Origin of the sequence: Gloeobacter violaceus PCC 7421, assembly GCF_000011385.1 — a bacterium.
Taxonomy (GTDB): domain Bacteria; phylum Cyanobacteriota; class Cyanobacteriia; order Gloeobacterales; family Gloeobacteraceae; genus Gloeobacter; species Gloeobacter violaceus.
This window is the reverse complement of sequence record NC_005125.1, coordinates 154,958-171,106: the sequence shown is the minus strand read 5'-3', so window position 1 is coordinate 171,106 and position 16,149 is coordinate 154,958. Positions and strand designations below refer to the sequence as shown.

The window sequence follows — 16,149 nt, the reverse complement described above, 5'->3', positions numbered from 1 at the left end:
AAGATGCATTAATTGCCGTTACGATTAACCAGCCAAATTGGGCTGACAGGCTGGAGCCAAAAGGCGAAGGATAAGGGATAGGCGTTCTACATGCGACCTGTTTGTACTCCCGACAAAAACCCGGCAAATGAGCATCACCCTACAGATTCAATCAATGGTGAATCGGAACGAAGTAACCTGTTGCTAGTTCTCAGGACTCGGTCGATGCCTGAGCAGATGCCAACCGCATGCTCGCGACAGGAAAGATTGCCTAAAAAGCCAATGCCCTGAGTAATGTCAGGGACATGCTGACGTAGGCACGATGACCAGGAATGAATAGGAGCCAGTAGCAGTGCACAGATCCAAGACACGAGAGCAATCTTCGATGGTGGAATGGAATTCTCTCAATTGGCGTCAAATCCAACGCAGAGTATTCAAGCTGCAAACACGCATATTCAAAGCCTCGCAACGTGGTGATTTCAAGGCAGTCCGTAAACTCCAGAAACTACTGATACGTTCTTGGTCAGCAAGATGTCTTGCCGTACGAAGGGTGACTCAGGATAATCAGGGCAAGAAAACAGCTGGGGTTGATGGAGTCAAATCCCTCACCCCAAAAGCGAGACTTGCACTCACCAAAAACCTGAGAATAAGCGAGAAGGCAAAACCAATGCGACGGGTCTGGATTGCCAAACCCGGCACTCAGGAAAAACGCCCTCTTGGTATCCCGACGATGACAGACAGGGCGCGGCAAGCTCTGCTTACTCTCGCCCTGGAACCTGAATGGGAAGCTCGCTTCGAGCCAAACAGCTACGGGTTCCGACCAGGACGCTCATGCCATGATGCACTCCAAGCCATCTACAACGCGATACGGCAACAAAGCAAATTTGTTCTTGATGCCGATATCGCGAAATGCTTCGACCGCATCGACCAGCAAGCACTGCTCAAGAAAATGAACACATCCTCAGCTATCCGTCGGCAAATACGCGCCTGGCTGAAAGCAGGAGTGATGGAAGGTAGTGAACTATTCCCCACACCGACAGGCACACCCCAAGGCGGCGTGATTTCACCCCTGTTAGCGAATATCGCTTTACATGGCATGGAAGAACGAGTCAAACAGGTGTCCAAGATGGCACAACTGATCCGCTATGCTGACGATTTTGTGTGTATCCACACAGACCAACAGATAGTGCAAAGTTGCCAGACGGTCCTGGAGGAATGGCTGGCAGGCATGGGATTGGAATTGAAGCCAAGCAAAACACGGATAGCTCACACTCTTCTTTTAGAAGAAGGGCAACCGGGTTTCGACTTTCTGGGGTTTACCGTTCGACAATTTCCCGTTGGCAAGTACCATACAGGAACGAATAGTCGCGGCAAACCCCTGGGCTTCAAAACGATTATCAAACCAAGCAAGAAGAGCATCAAGACTCACACCGAAAAGCTGAGAAGAATAATCCACAAACATAAGGCACAGCCTCAATCATTCCTGATTGAGCACCTCAATCCGATAATTCGGGGATGGACACATTTCTTCTCTAAAGTTGTGAGCGGAGCCACGTTCAAGAAGCTGGACAGGACTCTCTACATGCAATTGAAAGCTTGGGCAACCAGTCATCATCGCAACCAAAGTCAGAAATGGCTGGCCAGGAAATACTGGCTAACGATTGGCACGCAAAACTGGTGCTTTGCCGTCCAAAAAGGGGAGGGAATTAAGCGCCTGGTTCAACACTCAGATAGGCCGATTACTCGGCACGTCAAGGTGAAAGAACGCCGTAGCCCGTACGATGGCGACTGGGTGTACTGGAGTAATCGGATAGGACAGCATCCGCAAATAAAAGCGGAAGTAGCCCGACTGCTGAAATCCCAGACAGGCAAGTGCACTCACTGCGGGTTGTATTTCATGAATGGAGAGTTGCTGGAAGTGGATCACCGGAAGCCGAAACGATTCGGCGGAAGGAATATTTCATCAAATAAGCAGCTACTTCATCGACATTGCCACCATCAGAAAACCGCCGCTGAGCGCATCCAACAGTTACAATCCCAATCGAGGATAACAGAAGCGGAACGTCTTCAGCTACAAGCCAAACGGCAAGCACTGCTGGAAGATTATCAACCCTACAAATCCAAGAAAAGGTTGACGGACGCAGAATGGATGCAACAGTGGCACTGAGATAGAGGTACTCATGACAAGAGCCTGGTCATCGAGGAGCCGGATGAGGTGAAAGTCTCATGTCCGGTTTTGAAGACCAGCCGGGTGGGCGACTGCCCGGCTGAGTTTAATAAGGCGCTCTTGCTGCCCGTCGTCGCGGTAGCGGATCAAAAAATCGGCCCGGCGCTGCTGAGCGACGATCACCGAGTTGAGTTCCTGCTCCCAGACAGCTTGCGGCCCGCGCAGCCAGGCCAAAAAATGCCGACTGTACAAGGCGGCAAGGCCCTGCAGGCTTGTATCAAAGGGGCGGCGCTCGGTCCCAGCCACGCGATTGCTCTCAGTTCCCGGCTATTTTGACCCGACCTATTGAATGGCTAACCGATACTTCCACTGCACGCGGCTAACCGCCGCAGACAGCGATGCCCTTGCCGATCGTGCGTTCCAGAAATGCGGCAATGCGACGGTAGGCGATCACCCGGTTGGTCAGTTTGCGGATGCTGTGGCCTTCGTCGGGAAAGCGCAAATATTCGACATCGCCTCCCTGGGAGCGCAGGGCATCTACCAGTTGGTCGGCTTCGCCCACCGGGTCGCGCGGGTCGTTCGCGCCGTGCAGGACCATCAAAGGCGAGCGCACCTGCTTGACGTAGGTGATCGGGCTCAGTTGGGTAAAAAATTCGCGCTCGGCCGGGTCGTCGATGTTGCCGTACTCGTAGCGGTCGGAAGCTTTTAGTTGCGGTGAGGCGCCTTCGAGGGCGGTAACCCAGTTGGAGACGCCCACGAAGCCCACACCGGCCTGGAAAACGTCCGGCAAAGTCGTGAGGGCGGCAAAGGTCATGTAGCCGCCGTAGGAACCTCCCATCACCGCTACCCGCCGGTTGTCGAGGTCCTGGGTGCCCAGCCATTCGACCGCCGAAGCCATGTCCTTGACGGCGTTGGGGCGCAATCGGCCGTTGTCGAGGCGGGCGAAGCGCTTGCCGTAGCCGGTGGAACCGCGGAAATTGAGATCGAGTATTGCGTAACCTCTGGCCACCAGATACTGGGTCGCAGCGTCGAAGTCGGGCCGCGCCTGGGCGGTGGGGCCGCCGTGGACCATCACCACCGCCGGGGGGAGCGTGCGGGTCGTCGCCCCGGCAGGCCGGTACAGCAGGCCGTAAATCGTTTCGCCGTCGTGGCTTTTGAAGGACACCGCTGCGGGAATGACGAAGGTGCTCTCGTCCAGACCGCCGGTGGCGGATTTGGTGACCCGCTTGAGGTCGCCGCGCTGGGCGTTGAGCACCCAGACATCCCCCGGCACCTGGGGACCGGACACCTGAAAAGCCAGGCGTGGGGCGCGCTCCGCCCAACTCAGCGTCTGGATCACGCCTTTGGGTAGACCGAGAATCGGCACGGTCCGATTGGTGCGCAGATCCCTTAGCCGCGCCTCGGAGAAACCACCGACGTTTTCACTCCAGGCTAAGTAGCGGCCGTCGCCCGAGAGGGCCACTGCCTCCACGTCGTGGGCCGGAGTCTCGACGGTGCGCAGTTTGCGGGCGGCAAAGTCGTAGTAGGCGAGGGCAGCAAAGTCGCGATCTTGATTGGTGGAAAGATAAAATCCTTTACCGTCCGGCGTCCAGGCGATCTGGGTGTAGGCGGAGGCTTCGGGCGGCGCGAGCAGATCGCTCGCCTGGCCCGTCGTCAGATCCAGATAGAGCAGATCGTTGGCATCCTCGCCGCGCACCCGCGAGAGCACCAGGGCCTTGCCATCCGGCCGCCAGGCTACCGGGTAGATCCCCGCCTGGCCGCTCAAGACCCGGCGCGTCTGGCCGGTGGCGACGGTGAGTACGTAGACGTTGAAATCGGCTTTGCCCGGCTCGGTGGCAGCGTAGGCCACCTGGCTGCCGTCGCGCGAGAAGCCCCCCCAGACTCGAAACGAATCGGCGGGGGCGACCAGTTCGCGCTCGCGCTTGCCGTCGGGGGAGATGAAATAGTAGCCCTCGCGCTCGTCGCCGCCGCGATCGACCGAGTAGGCGATCCCATCGCCCGCCGGGGACCATGCGGCGATATTGACGCTCTCGCCGAAGGTGATCTGGCGCGGCCCGTCCGGACCGTTGACCCACAGTTGCGGCTGGCCGGAGACGCCGGTGCGGTAGACAAGTTCGCCCCCGTCGGGCGAAAGGGACGGATTGACGGCGGCGCGGGCGTTCAAGTAGCGGGAGATGTCGGCACAGCGAGCGCCTGCAAGCCCCAGGCTGCCCGGTACCGGCACCGGCACATCCTCGGGGGCCGAGGGGGCCGGGGCGGGTGGTTTTGTCTGGGCCGCCGCCCCCGCCGAGGCGGCAAGTAAAGCCAGGGACACCAGAACGCTCCAGAACTTGCCGCCCACCACAAACACTCCTGCCGGGCTCGCCCTTGCACCAGTCTCATCACATCGAGCCCAGTGTACCCCGGCGGCGGAGCGCTCCTGTGTCCGGTGCGACAGATTGGCCCGGCAGGACGGATGGAACGTATTGAAAGTCACTGAACGACTCGGGAACCGGTGACACCATGGGCCAATCCCCGCTTCGGGGAACCGCGGACCGCGCATGGACCTGGCCGATTTTGCTTTGCACCGATGGACACGCCGCAGCGTTCTGACCCTGGGCGGGCTCGCGCTTGCCGGCTGTACCGGCGGTGGGGACGGCGCGACGCGCCCGGCGGGGACGTCCTTTGGGATCGTCGATTGGGTCGGCTACACGCCGCTCTATATCGCCCGCGAGAAAGGCTATCTGCCCGAGGCGTTCAATGTGCGCAACTTCCCGAGCCCCGGCCAGGGCACCCTCGCCTTCGCGGGGGGCAAGCTCGAGGGGGGGGCCGAGGTCACCGCCGGGGCGGTGGATGTGCGGGCGAAAGGAAAGGATCTGCGCGTGGTGATGGTGGTCGATCGCTCGGTGGGGGGCGACGGCATCCTGGCGCGCCACAGCATCCGGGATCTGGCCGACCTCAAGGGGCGCAAAGTCGCCCTCGAACTGGGTTCGGTGAGCCATTTTTTCTTCTTGCAGGCGATTGCCGGGGCGGGACTGAGCGGTCGAGACATCACGATCATCAACACCCCACCCGACGCCGCCGGGGCCGCCTACCGCAGCGGCCAGGTGGAAGCGGCGGTCACCTACGCGCCTTATTTGGGTTCGGCCAACCGGGCGCAGGCCGATGGGCGGATTTTGTTCGATTCTGCGCGCCTGCCGGATGCGATTAGCGACATCTACGTCTTCGATGCCCGGTTTGTCCAAGCGCACCCCGAGGTGGTACAGGGCTTCGTGGATGCTGTCTTGAAGGGGCTGGCCGACTTGCAGGCCGACCCCCAGGCGGGCTACGCCCTCACCGCCCGTCTGCTCAATATCACCCCGGCGGAAGTCGAAGACTATCTGCGCGGGCTGCAACTGGCGGACCTTGCCCTCAACATCGACATGCTCACCAACCCCAACAGCAAAAGCTATCTGCCGAACGCCCTGCAGTCGCTCGCCCGCTTCCTCAAAGACCAGGGCCAGATCCCGGCCGTTCCGGATCTGACCAACGTCGTCGATCCCCGCTTCGTCCTTGCCGCGCGCGCTACCCAGAGATGACCGACCCACCCACCCTGCAAATCCGGCACTTAAGTAAACTGTTCTCCACCAAAAGCGGGCCGCTGCTGGTGCTCGACGATATCTCGATGAGTGTGAAAGCCGGGGAATTTGCCTGCCTGGTGGGCGCTTCCGGCTGCGGCAAATCGACCTTGCTCAATATCGTCGCGGGCCTCGAGGACCCATCGGCCGGCGAAGTGCTCCTGAGCGGCAGTCCTGTGGCCGGACCGGGAGCCGACCGGGGCATGGTCTTTCAGAACTACACGCTCTATCCCTGGCTGAGCGTGCGGGGCAATGTCGAGTTTGGTTTGAAGCTGCGCAAGCAGAGCGCGCCCGAACGGCGCGAGCGGGTCGATCATTACCTGGAGATCGTGGGACTTGCCAAATTTGCCGACAGCCTGCCGCGCGCCCTTTCCGGCGGCATGAAGCAGCGCGCCGCCATCGCCCGGGCAATGGTCAACGAACCGCAAATTCTCTTGCTCGATGAACCCTTCGGCGCCCTCGACTGCCAGACCAAAGAGACGCTGCAGGAATTTTTGCTCTCCGTGGTGCGCCGCACCGGGATCACGGTGCTGATGATCACCCACGATGTCGAAGAGGCGGTGTTTCTGGCCGACCGCGTCTACGCGATGTCGGCCCGGCCCGGCCGCATCGCCCGGGAGGTGCACGTGTCCCTGGGCCGGGATCGGTGCTTGGCTTGCAAGCGTACCGCCGCTTTCCAGCAAATCGAGCAGGACATCTTGGACCTGCTGCGTGCCCGCGTACCCCTCGCCGAGGAGACCCGATGAGCAACACCGTCGATACGACCGCACGCCCAGCGCGGAGCGGCGAGCCGTTTCGGCCACGCCCCCGGCCACTTTTGGGCATCCGCACCGACGTCCCTAAAAATGCCTATCTGCTCGCTATGACCCTGTCGATCGCCGTGCCCCTGGCAGGTTGGGTGCTGCTCAGCGTCGGCGGTCGGGTGGACCCGCTGTTTGTGCCCACTCCCCTAGCGGTGTGGCAGGCGGCGGTGCGCCTTGCCCAGAGCGGTGACTTGCTAAACGACAGCCTGGCCAGTCTGTCGCGGGTCGGACTCGGGTTTTTGCTCTCGGCCCTGGTGGCCATTCCCCTGGGGCTGCTCATCGGCACCTTCAAGCTCGTCGAGGGATTGTTCGAGCCGGTGCTCGGTCTGTTTCGCTATATGCCCGCCGCCGCCTTTATTCCGCTGATTATTCTCTGGGTGGGTCTCGATGAACCGGCCAAGGTCGCGATCATCTTTATCGGCAGTTTTTTCTACAACACACTGATGGTGGCCGACGCCGTCAAGTTCGTGCCCGCCGATTGGCTGAAGGTGAGCTACACCCTCGGGGCGGGCCGGCGGGACGCCTTTTTTCGGGTGATCCTGCCTGCCACCTTGCCCAGCGTCATCGACACCCTGCGCATCAACATCGCCACCGCCTGGAACTTTGTGGTGGTGGCCGAACTGGTGGCGGCCAACTCCGGGTTGGGCTACCGGATCCTCGTCTCGCAGCGCTTTTTGAAAACCGACGAGATCTTCGTGGGCATCCTGGTCATCGGCCTGATTGGCCTGGCTATCGACGCGCTGTTTAAGTGGCTGTTCCGGCTCGCGGTGCCCTGGGCGGTGGACGCTTAAATCGTCGCCCGGCCACAGACCCTACGGCTCCGGCGTCTCTTCTGTCAAAACGGAGCGCTCAGATCCGTCCGCCCAAAAAGCGAGCGATTCGGCGAAGGCTTGCGACTGTTGGCTCACCATCCAGCAGGCACTGAGCACCAATTCCCACCAACGCTCGATCGCCGCGTATTCCGTCAGCCGATAGTCGGCCCAACCCAAGCCGTTTTTCATCCGTTTGAAGCGCTGCACAATCCGGGCGCGCAAACGGTAGTAGTGACCGACGATCCCGGGTAAATCGCCTTCCAGGTCGGTCATGATCAGCCGTGTCGTTTCTACCGGCAACAGCCTGGGATCGGTAGTGACAAAGCAGAAACGCGGCGTCAGCCTGCGGCCAAAAAGAGCCTCCCGGATGTAGTACGGCTGGTGCTCATCAGCGTCGAAGACGCAGTTGAACTGCCGCCACCGTGTCAAGCGAATGTTCCTTCCTTGCGGCATCCATACCCCCTGGCTACCCCTGAGCATCACTGCGTATTTGAATCCCCAGCCCTCCAGCGCTTCGATGAACTGTCTGCTTTCTCCGTAAAGACAATCGGCTAATACCATCTCGAAACAAAACTCCTGCCCCATCAACTCTTCAATAATCTGCACAGCCAACTGTGACTTGCTTTTGTACTGGTCAGAGGACTTCAGTTTGTGCTCGGGTTTGAATACTTTAAAGGTCAGCGGAAAAACAGCTCCATCCAACACGCCGCAGGCATTGACCGAGACGATTCCATTTTCGACTCTACCTAGATTGGTGATGTACTGCCTGGCGGCGTAATCCGTAGTTCGGCCTTTTTTTCTGTCGCCAGTTTCGTCGATGCACAAAAGAAACGGGCGTTGCCGCAAAGTCTGCCGCACCAGATTTAGGCGTTGTTGCCGTAAAATTCTTGCATCCCAGGGCGAGTTGGCCACGAAGTGATGCAAAGCCTGAGCGTCTTCTGTGCCAAGGACTCTGGCGATTGCAGGCAAAGTTTTTCTTGGCGACACGGCTATCAAGCCGAAGTGGAGAAGCTTGAAATGTTCAAAGGACCGAACATCTACAAACAGGTGTTCGTAGGCCCTGCAATAACAATCAACTAAGGCGACGGTCTCTGTCGCTGTTCTGGACAAAGTCATGGCCGATTACTCCTACAAAAATCTGACCATGGCAATCAGCTTACCCGATTTGACAGAAGAGGGAAAAAGTTCAATGTTTTCGCGAATAAGTGAGTGCCAGCAATCAACTTTGAGCGGTCGTTACAAATTATTTCTTTCTTTGCGATTTAGTGTTGACGCAGGACAATCCGACATGTAAACCAATAGCAGTGTAGTGGAAAACGCGGGTCTAAGCTATGTAGACCATGTTGCATTATCTGTAATTCTCCCTACGGAAAGCAATCCTATGAGCTTTGATACTATGGTTGCGAGCTACGCAAGTGCTCGCCGCGTCAGGAAACAGCTGTCCAAGGAAGTCCGCAGGCGCTCTACACCCCGAGGAATAGCATCATTCGCCTTTTGTTTTGCAGTTTATTTGTTAGCATTTACAGGATTTTTGCTGTTGCCCTGGTGGTGGGCTAAGGCGATATGTAGCATTGCGCTCGGCCTGGCAATTGCGCAGCTGTTTCACGTGGGTCACGATGCAGGTCATGGTGTGCTCACCACAAACAGCACCCTAAATGTGTGGTTGGGTCGCGTGGCGTTTTTGCCCCTGCTGCACGCCTTCAACCTCTGGGATGCCAACCACAATCAACTTCATCATATCTATACCAACTTTGCTCCTCTGGATCGGTTTTGGGCGCCGCTCTCCAGGAAAGAATACGACGAGCTATCCCCGCTCCATCGCTTTGCGCAGAGGATGTACAGAAGCGGTTGGGGAAGCGGTGTTTACTACTTGAATATTTGGCGGCAGTTCTTGCTTGTGCCAAATCCGCTGCTCCAGGACAAAATCAAATCCACCCTGGATACCTGGTTGGTGTTTGGTTTTGGTTCAGTGCAGATATTGCTGCTGATCTGGGTGCCAAATTGGCTGGCAGATGTGACGGGATGGCCGGTGATGCCGTGGTGGGTCTCCATTCTCGGTGGATTGGTTGTGCCCATGCTCATCTGGAGCTGGCTGTTGGGAACGGCAACCTATCTGCAGCACAACCATCCGTCGATCGCCTGGTACAGCAAGTTCGAGGAATGGTCCTTCTACCGGGGTCAGGTGGGTTCAACGGTCCATATCAAGTTGCCCGCTTTTTGGCGGCTGCTCACCTGGAATTTAATGGAACACACGGCGCACCACGTCGATGTCGGCATTTCGTTTGCCAAACTCAACGACGCCCAACAACTGCTCCAGAAAGCCTACGGCGAGCACATCACCGCCGATGCGCTCTCCTGGGGCAGTTTTCTCGATACCCTCAGACGGTGCAAGCTTTACGACTACGAGAATCACCGCTGGTTGGATTTTGACGGCAACTCGACAATTGCCGGCACCAACCTGCGAGTTCCCGAACAGCCGTAATCGGGCAACGTCGGCGGGTCAATCCTGGGCTGCAACCGGCTGAGTAGCCCTTGCCGCGAGCAATTCACCCACTAGCGGAACGACCCAACCGGCAGCGGCGGCCAGAAATTCCGGGTCGTCGTTGAGGCAATCGAGGCGCGTGCAGGGGATCGCCTTTTGCTCGAAGCACCGCATGATCGCTTCGACATCCAGGATCGTCTCGTGGTTCTCGGTCACAAAGCCGATCGGGCAGAAGACGAGGGTGCTTGCCCCAACGGTGAGCAAATTGCGCGCCGCCTGGGGGACATCCGGGGTCGTCCACTTGCCGGGGGTGTCGTGGTTGAGCCAGCCGATCGAAATGAGCGGATAGCGGGTGATGAGCCGCTCGCGCACCCGCTCGTAGAGAACCTGGCTCTCCTCGATGCCGGTGGTGAAGCCCTTGACCTCGTAGGGCGAACCGTGGTTGACGAGCACCAGGCCGATGCGCGAGGGCTGGTGGCGGACGGACAAGCGGAGCAGGTGGCTTTCGATGTGGCTTGCCAGCCGCTCGTGAAAGTCGCTCTCGTTGTAAAACGATGGTAAATAGCGCAACTCGTCCACCCAGCGCTCCTCCTCGGCCAGGGCCTCGTTGATCTGCTGGAGTGCCAGGCCGCTGGTAAAAATCGAATCGATGACCAGCAGCGGATAGACCAGCAGACGGCGAAAGCCGCGGGCACGGATCTGGGCCAGCACCTGCTGGGGGAGGTACCCTTCGCAGAAATTGAAGGCTTTGAAGATTTCGACTCGATCGCCGAAGTGCTCCTGCAGGTGCCGGGCGATCCCGGCGCGCTGGGCTTCGAAGACGTCGTTGTGGGGCGAGCGGAAATTGTCTCTTCCTGCCCACTCCCGCCGGTCTTTGCGCGCCAGGGTGCCCGCCAGCAACTTGAAGCCGAATTCGGGAATTTTGAGAAACTTGGCAGTGAGCAACCGCAGGGCCATCTCGTTGTAGGCGGCAAAATTCTGGTATTCTTCGACTTCGCCGTAACCCACCAGCAGCACCGCCACCCGCCGTTCGTCGTTCAAAGCTTCGCTCCTGCACCTGTTCTACCCCACGCTATCATCCCCAGGGGAGGGATAGGCGAGCAATGGTCTCAAAGAAGAGGTTGATCGTGATCCCGGGCGATCAGGGTTCGCCCGCCAAGCGCGCCGCCACCGTAGCCTTTTGCGCCGCCTTGGGCCTACCGCACCGCCTGCTCGCCCCCGAAGCGCCGCCATACCTGCCGGGATCCGTGCGCGCACTGCTGGCCGATTGCACAGGTTGCTCGGTAGTGGTGATCGCCTTCAGCGCCGGGGTGGTGGGGGCCGCCGCCGCTTTGCAGCGCAGCTATCTGGTTGGCGCCGGGATCACGATCGAAGCGTTGATTGCCCTGGACGGCTGGCTGGTGCCGCTGTTTCATGCGTTCCCCATCTACCGGCTCAGCCACGACGCATTTACCCATCGCACCTCGCTACCTTTTGGCATGGGCCGTACCAACTTTTTTGCCGACCCGGCCGTGGCCCACCTCGATCTGTGGACCGCTCCCAATCGGGTAGTCGGCTGGCAAGTCACCGGCAATACGCGCGTCCCCACAACGGCCCTCGCCTTCATTTACAGCCGCCTGCGGGAGCATAGCTGCACAGCTGACTAGAACGCCGGGAACACTTTCAAGATCGAATTGTCCCCCCTGAAGGGGGAGCGACAGTACAAGGACGACACAGGGGATTGGCCGCGCTGCTGGTAGTATTAAGTAGTATTTTATGCTATTAATTGCTGACAGCCGATCCGCGCTTGAAGGGTGGTGCCATGCGACCTGCAGAAAAGCTCTCAATCACCCTGCCCTCCGAAATGGCAGACTTTATCCGCCAGAAGGTCGATTCCGGTCTGTACGCTTCCAACAGCGAGATCATCCGCGAGGCCCTGCGCGGCATGATGGAACGCGAACGACGGCTTGAGCGGCTGGATACTGCGATTGCGCGGGGACTTGCCGATGCCGAAGCGGGTCGAGTGCAGGATATTGACCAGATGCGCACAGAACTGCGCGACTCCTTTACGAATGGCCCTGAGCATTTTCCTGTATGAGGGTCGTCATCACAGCAGCGGCAAGGGCCGATTTAGTCGCCATTGGCAGTTTTATCCGGCTGCACAACCTTGAACGGGCCATAATCTTTGTCGATGAGTTGTTGGACCGTTGCCTTGCTCTGGCGGATATGCCCCGTGCCTTTCCACTTGTTCCGCGTTATGAGCAGTTCAACATCCGACGCTGTGTCTATCGAGATTACCTGATTTTCTACCGCGTCCGTGGATCGTTGATTGAGATTGTGCACATCCTGCATGGCGCACAGGATTACGAAACGCTGCTGTTCCCAAGCCCATAGAACACGAACTTCACGCCCCGGCTCTCGGTTGCCTTCACTCCCGCACGGGTGCGCTCGCTGATGAGGCTGCACTCCAGCCCGGTCAGGACCCCGATCATCTGCCACATGGCCCGTCCGGTCGGCGTGGTCGCGTTAATCGCCCCGGTCAGGGACTAGAATTTCACGCCGCGCTGCTTCAGATCATCCAGCAGGCGCGATCAGGGCGCGCAGTCTCCGGCCTGGCGGGTCGAGTTTTCCGGTGCGTCTGTGCCCGGCATTGGGCATTGTGGCAATCCGCTCGAAAGCCTCAAAAAACCCGTCAATCAACCGGTCCGCAGCCTCGATGTTGTCTCTGGCGATGTAATTCCTTATTTCGGTGAGATCACGCTCGGCCTGCTCGGAGATATTGAAGCGGGTCACGCTTCAGTCTTCCGCTCGGCTCGGTGCTGAGCCAGTCGCTCGCGCACTTGCTCACCTGGACTCGAACGACCGGCTGCCAGATCTGCAAGACCCACATCGATATCCGCGTTGAGTCCTTCCAACCGCTTTAGATAACGCTGCTCTAACCTTTGCTGCCCCTGAGGCGTTGGAACATGCTGGCGAGGGTGAAGCCCTGCTTGGCGTTGGGGGATTTAAAATCCACCAGCAGGACGATGCGTTCGCGGTCGCTGCGGTTCCAGGCCTCGTGTTCGGTGGTGTCGTCGAAGACAATGCTGCCGCCTTCCTGGACGCTGCGCGTCTCGGGGCCGACGCGCAAACCACAGCCGGGGGGGATGATAAGGCCCATGTGGTAGCGCAATAGCCCCGCCGGTTCGCCCCGGTGCGGGGCGATGTGCAAGCCGGGGGCCATTCGGGAGAACACCGCCGTCATCATGCCGGGGATTTTCTTGACCAGCGCGGCTGTTTGCGGACAGAGTTTGCAATTTTTGCCGAGGGGCACCCCGTAGGTGTAGAGCGCAAAGATGTCCCACCCCTCGCCGTAGTACTGCTTTTCGGGCCAGGCAAAAAAGTTTTGATTGTCCAGTTGCTGCAGTTCGGCCAGGATGACCCGCCAGTTGGCCTCCAGGTGCGCTGCAAAAGGGTAATCTTTGGTATCGAGAAACATAAATGCGTTCAGTCCTTGTCCTTGGCGATCCCGAGTTTGACCAGGGCGCACCACGCCGCCTTCGGGAAGATCATCAGCAGGGCTCCGACTCCCATCGCGACAGCGCGTATCCAGGCTTCGGGTCCATCGAGCCGACTGACCATCTGCCGGACAAACACGACCCAGTCGCGGCCCTTTTCGATTTCACCGCGGAAGGTGATGGTGTCGATCGGTCTTTGATCTGAATCCACGGCGCCGGGGGCCGTGCGGCCAACCGGGCTTTTCCCACTGGACTGGTATGGATCTTCCAAGAATTTCACCTTGCTCAGCCGCCAACTAGTTTAATCTTGAAGCCCAACTTTTGGAGAATGCCCGCCACTTTCTCGCGGTGTTCGCCCTGGATCTCGATTTCGCCGTCTTTGACCGTGCCGCCTGCACCACACTCGCTTTTGAGCAGTTTGGCTAGTTCGTCGAGTTGGGCCTCGGGTAGGATGAGGCCGCTCACCATGGTCACCACCTTGCCGCGGCGGCGCTTGCGGTCGTGGGCGAGGCGGGCGGTTTGCTTGTTGGGCGCGATAAATTGCGGCTCACACACGCAAACGCTTTCCAGTTCGCCGCAGATCTCACAGCGCGGCTGGGGGCGCGGGTGGGTGGAATAGACGGTGCGATCGGGGCTCATCCTTCCAGGATAAGGCGAAGCGCGGTCTAAGGCGTCGGTGCCGGCGGACGATCCAGTTCGGCCGAGGGCCGCGAAGGGTTCGTTTCGGCGGGCTCTTCCGGATTTTGCGGCGATGCGGGTGACTCGGGAATATCCGGCACCTCGGGGGGCGGTTCGGCCGTTGCGGGGGAGGCCGCGCTGTCGGTTTCGTTCGGGCAGACGAGTTGACCTTGATCGCTCTCGTAGCATTCGCCGGTCGGCTCGGGCTCGGGGGAAGGCTCCTCCAGACCCTCAGGCAATTCGGCCGGGTACTCCTCACCCATCGGCGGCGAGACTTCGAGCGGTTCGCTCTGCTCCAGGGCAGGAAATGCCTTGACCGGAAAAGTCGCCATCACCCGGCCCATGTACCGGCCCCAGAGAACGGCTGCCAGGGCGCTGCTGCCGCGCGTCGGGCGATTGTCGTCGTTGCCCAGCCAGACGCCCGTCACCAGTTGGGGCGTGTAGCCCACAAAAAGTAAGTCGCGGTAGTTTTCGCTGGTGCCGGTCTTGCCCGCCGCCGGGCGATCGATGGCGGCTTTGCGGCCGGTGCCGTTGGCGATGACCTGCTCCAGCATGCGGGTGACGGTGGCGGCGACCGCCGAAGAAAGAGCCACCCGGGTGCGCGGTACCGCCGCGTAGAGTACTTTGCCTTGCGAATCGACAATGCGGCGCACGGCGGTGGGTGCCACATGGACTCCGCCGTTGGCGAGGGTGCCGTGGGCGCTGGTGAGTTCCAGCAGCGTCAGCTCCGAGGCCCCGAGGGCCATCGCCGCCCCCGTGCGCAGGCGGCTGCGCACCCCCATGCGGCGGGCGACATCGACAACTTTGTCCTCGCCCACGCGCGTAAACAGTTGTACCGCGACAGTGTTGCGCGATTCTTTAAGGGCGTTCACCAGCGTCATCTCGCCGTAGTAGCGGCGATCGGCATTTTTGACCTGATAGGCGCCGAAGCGGACCGGCCGGTCGCTTAGTATGTCCTCCGGGCGGCTGCCGGATTCGATAGCGGCGGTGTAGACAAAGGTTTTGAACGTCGAACCCGGTTGGCGCAGGGCCTGCACGGTGCGGTTGAACTGGCTTTTTTGATAGTCGCCGCCGCCTGCCATCGCCCGAATTTCGCCCGTGGCCGGGTCGAGGGTGATGATCGCCCCCTGGCCGACGCGCCGGGAGCGGTAATCGGCCAGCGCACCGCCGAGCGCTTTTTGGGCCTGCGCCTGCATCTGTGGGTCGAGGGTCGTCTCGATGGTCAGCCCCCCCGGAACGCTCTCGGTGCCAAGCAGGCTCGCCAGCTGCGAGCGCACGTAATCGACGAAGTAGGCGGCCTGGGTTTTTTCGGAGCGGGGGCCGGGTCTGAGCACCACCGACTTTTTGCGGGCCGAGGCGTACTGCTGTGCATTTAGATATCCCACCTCGACCATGTTCTTGAGCACCACATCGCGGCGCTTGCGCGCCAGGGTCTTGTCGATTAGCGGCGAGTAGCGGCTGGGGGCCTGGGGCAAACCGGCGAGCAGCGCCGCTTCGGTGAGGGTGAGCTTCTCGATGTTCTTGCTGAAATATAGACGTGCCGCGTCCGCGACACCGTAGGCGCCGGAGCCGAAATAGATCTGGTTGAGGTAGAGGGTGAGAATTTCTGCTTTGGACAACTCCTGCTCGATGCGCGCGGCGATCAGGATCTCTTTGAACTTGCGCCAGAGGGTGCGCTCCTGGGTCAAAAACAAATTGCGCGCCAATTGCTGGGTGATGGTCGAGCCGCCCTCGCGCACCTCCCCCGCCTCCGCGTCGCGCCACAGCGCCCGGCCGATGCCGATCAGATCGATGCCGGGATGGTTGTAGAAGCGCCGGTCCTCGGTGGCGACGACCGCCTGGACCAGGTATTCGGGTATTTGCCGGTACTTGACCTGCTTGGCCGGACCCCGGGCGGCGCTGTAGAGGCGCGATCCGTCCATCGCCTTGACGATGAGCCGGTTTTCGGGGGTAAAGCGGCGTACCTGCTGGGCGGTGGGCAGATCCCACAGCAGGGCAAACCACAGGCCCAGCAGCGCCCCGGCGAGCGTGACGACAATGCCGATAAACCACGCTCGGCGATGGCGGCGCCAGGTATCGGCCATGGACGCAAAAAACTTGGCGGTCATCGGCTCCAGCGGGCGGGCAGGCGGGCGATACGTAGGATCAGTCTAGCG

General features: G+C 60.0%; 18 protein-coding genes. 8 read left to right on the top strand and 10 right to left on the bottom strand.

The annotated features are described in order from the left end of the window. The first annotated feature begins 364 nt into the window (after positions 1–364). Positions 365–2,146, top strand: a complete 1,782-nt coding sequence (gene ltrA / locus GLL_RS00915; RefSeq protein ID WP_011140181.1) for a group II intron reverse transcriptase/maturase — start codon at positions 365–367, stop codon at positions 2,144–2,146. Positions 2,147–2,203: 57 nt separating this feature from the next. On the opposite strand, the gene GLL_RS00910 is transcribed toward ltrA, so the two are convergent. Both GLL_RS00910 and GLL_RS00905 read right to left on the bottom strand, forming a co-directional pair. Continuing rightward, complete coding sequence (locus GLL_RS00910; RefSeq protein WP_164928402.1) at positions 2,204–2,452, bottom strand: hypothetical protein; 249 nt, start codon at positions 2,450–2,452, stop codon at positions 2,204–2,206. Positions 2,453–2,525: 73 nt separating this feature from the next. After that, entirely contained in the window at positions 2,526–4,490 is a 1,965-nt protein-coding gene (locus GLL_RS00905) for a S9 family peptidase (RefSeq protein WP_164928446.1), read from the bottom strand. Between the two features lie 196 nt (positions 4,491–4,686). On the opposite strand from GLL_RS00905, the gene GLL_RS00900 reads away from it, so the two are divergent. Genes GLL_RS00900 through GLL_RS00890 form a run of 3 tightly spaced genes read left to right on the top strand, consistent with a single transcriptional unit; the run spans position 4,687 to position 7,336 of the window. After that, on the top strand, positions 4,687–5,703 hold the full coding sequence (locus tag GLL_RS00900; RefSeq protein WP_011140179.1) for an ABC transporter substrate-binding protein: 1,017 nt from the start codon (positions 4,687–4,689) through the stop codon (positions 5,701–5,703). Next, a complete protein-coding gene (locus GLL_RS00895; RefSeq protein WP_011140178.1) occupies positions 5,700–6,488 on the top strand; it encodes an ABC transporter ATP-binding protein in 789 nt (262 codons plus the stop codon). The genes GLL_RS00900 and GLL_RS00895 overlap by 4 nt, the downstream gene beginning before the upstream one ends. After that, entirely contained in the window at positions 6,485–7,336 is an 852-nt protein-coding gene (locus GLL_RS00890; protein WP_011140177.1) for an ABC transporter permease, read from the top strand. Before GLL_RS00895 ends, GLL_RS00890 begins: the two co-directional genes overlap by 4 nt. A 21-nt stretch (positions 7,337–7,357) precedes the next feature. Here the strand turns inward: GLL_RS00890 and GLL_RS00885 are convergent, their stop codons facing one another. Beyond that, positions 7,358–8,473, bottom strand: a complete 1,116-nt coding sequence (locus GLL_RS00885; protein WP_011140176.1) for an IS701 family transposase — start codon at positions 8,471–8,473, stop codon at positions 7,358–7,360. 265 nt (positions 8,474–8,738) lie between these two features. Between GLL_RS00885 and GLL_RS00880 the strand changes: the two genes are divergently transcribed. After that, a complete protein-coding gene (locus GLL_RS00880; RefSeq protein ID WP_164928445.1) occupies positions 8,739–9,839 on the top strand; it encodes a fatty acid desaturase in 1,101 nt (366 codons plus the stop codon). Positions 9,840–9,857: 18 nt separating this feature from the next. Here the strand turns inward: GLL_RS00880 and GLL_RS00875 are convergent, their stop codons facing one another. Beyond that, complete coding sequence (locus GLL_RS00875; RefSeq protein ID WP_164928444.1) at positions 9,858–10,880, bottom strand: ferrochelatase; 1,023 nt, start codon at positions 10,878–10,880, stop codon at positions 9,858–9,860. 62 nt (positions 10,881–10,942) lie between these two features. Between GLL_RS00875 and GLL_RS00870 the strand changes: the two genes are divergently transcribed. The 3 genes from GLL_RS00870 to GLL_RS00860 all read left to right on the top strand — a co-directional run bounded on the left by GLL_RS00870 (position 10,943) and on the right by GLL_RS00860 (position 12,212). Beyond that, the gene (locus GLL_RS00870; RefSeq protein ID WP_011140173.1) at positions 10,943–11,485 is read left to right on the top strand and encodes a hypothetical protein; all 543 of its coding nucleotides are present in this window, start codon (positions 10,943–10,945) and stop codon (positions 11,483–11,485) included. A gap of 119 nt (positions 11,486–11,604) precedes the next feature. After that, complete coding sequence (locus GLL_RS00865; RefSeq protein WP_197530086.1) at positions 11,605–11,916, top strand: type II toxin-antitoxin system ParD family antitoxin; 312 nt, start codon at positions 11,605–11,607, stop codon at positions 11,914–11,916. After that, on the top strand, positions 11,913–12,212 hold the full coding sequence (locus GLL_RS00860) for a type II toxin-antitoxin system RelE/ParE family toxin (protein ID WP_011140171.1): 300 nt from the start codon (positions 11,913–11,915) through the stop codon (positions 12,210–12,212). The genes GLL_RS00865 and GLL_RS00860 overlap by 4 nt, the downstream gene beginning before the upstream one ends. On the opposite strand, the gene GLL_RS23575 is transcribed toward GLL_RS00860, so the two are convergent. From GLL_RS23575 to GLL_RS00830, 6 genes are all read right to left on the bottom strand, one after another. Then, positions 12,182–12,349, bottom strand: a complete 168-nt coding sequence (locus tag GLL_RS23575) for a recombinase family protein (protein WP_407920006.1) — start codon at positions 12,347–12,349, stop codon at positions 12,182–12,184. The two genes, GLL_RS00860 and GLL_RS23575, sit on opposite strands and share 31 nt — an antisense overlap. Before the next feature lie 43 nt (positions 12,350–12,392). Continuing rightward, the gene (locus GLL_RS00850; RefSeq protein ID WP_011140170.1) at positions 12,393–12,611 is read right to left on the bottom strand and encodes a type II toxin-antitoxin system RelE/ParE family toxin; all 219 of its coding nucleotides are present in this window, start codon (positions 12,609–12,611) and stop codon (positions 12,393–12,395) included. 142 nt (positions 12,612–12,753) lie between these two features. After that, entirely contained in the window at positions 12,754–13,296 is a 543-nt protein-coding gene (locus GLL_RS00845; RefSeq protein WP_011140169.1) for an aspartyl/asparaginyl beta-hydroxylase domain-containing protein, read from the bottom strand. Positions 13,297–13,304: 8 nt separating this feature from the next. Beyond that, entirely contained in the window at positions 13,305–13,526 is a 222-nt protein-coding gene (locus GLL_RS00840; RefSeq protein ID WP_164928442.1) for a hypothetical protein, read from the bottom strand. A 74-nt stretch (positions 13,527–13,600) separates the two neighbouring features. Next, the gene (locus GLL_RS00835; protein ID WP_011140167.1) at positions 13,601–13,954 is read right to left on the bottom strand and encodes a translation initiation factor; all 354 of its coding nucleotides are present in this window, start codon (positions 13,952–13,954) and stop codon (positions 13,601–13,603) included. Positions 13,955–13,980: 26 nt separating this feature from the next. Then, on the bottom strand, positions 13,981–16,101 hold the full coding sequence (locus GLL_RS00830; protein ID WP_011140166.1) for a transglycosylase domain-containing protein: 2,121 nt from the start codon (positions 16,099–16,101) through the stop codon (positions 13,981–13,983). Positions 16,102–16,149: the final 48 nt, after the last annotated feature.

Excerpts from the sequence above, each read along its gene's own strand:
- GLL_RS00845 (WP_011140169.1), bottom strand. The coding sequence starts at position 13,296 with ATGTTTCTCGATACCAAAGATTACCCTTTTGCAGCGCACCTGGAGGCC.
- GLL_RS00880 (WP_164928445.1), top strand. The coding sequence starts at position 8,739 with ATGAGCTTTGATACTATGGTTGCGAGCTACGCAAGTGCTCGCCGCGTC.
- GLL_RS00895 (WP_011140178.1), top strand. The coding sequence starts at position 5,700 with ATGACCGACCCACCCACCCTGCAAATCCGGCACTTAAGTAAACTGTTC.
- GLL_RS00835 (WP_011140167.1), bottom strand. The coding sequence starts at position 13,954 with ATGAGCCCCGATCGCACCGTCTATTCCACCCACCCGCGCCCCCAGCCG.
- ltrA (WP_011140181.1), top strand. The coding sequence starts at position 365 with ATGGTGGAATGGAATTCTCTCAATTGGCGTCAAATCCAACGCAGAGTA.
- GLL_RS00860 (WP_011140171.1), top strand. The coding sequence starts at position 11,913 with ATGAGGGTCGTCATCACAGCAGCGGCAAGGGCCGATTTAGTCGCCATT.
- GLL_RS00885 (WP_011140176.1), bottom strand. The coding sequence starts at position 8,473 with ATGACTTTGTCCAGAACAGCGACAGAGACCGTCGCCTTAGTTGATTGT.
- GLL_RS00900 (WP_011140179.1), top strand. The coding sequence starts at position 4,687 with ATGGACCTGGCCGATTTTGCTTTGCACCGATGGACACGCCGCAGCGTT.
- GLL_RS00870 (WP_011140173.1), top strand. The coding sequence starts at position 10,943 with ATGGTCTCAAAGAAGAGGTTGATCGTGATCCCGGGCGATCAGGGTTCG.
- GLL_RS00830 (WP_011140166.1), bottom strand. The coding sequence starts at position 16,101 with ATGACCGCCAAGTTTTTTGCGTCCATGGCCGATACCTGGCGCCGCCAT.
- GLL_RS00890 (WP_011140177.1), top strand. The coding sequence starts at position 6,485 with ATGAGCAACACCGTCGATACGACCGCACGCCCAGCGCGGAGCGGCGAG.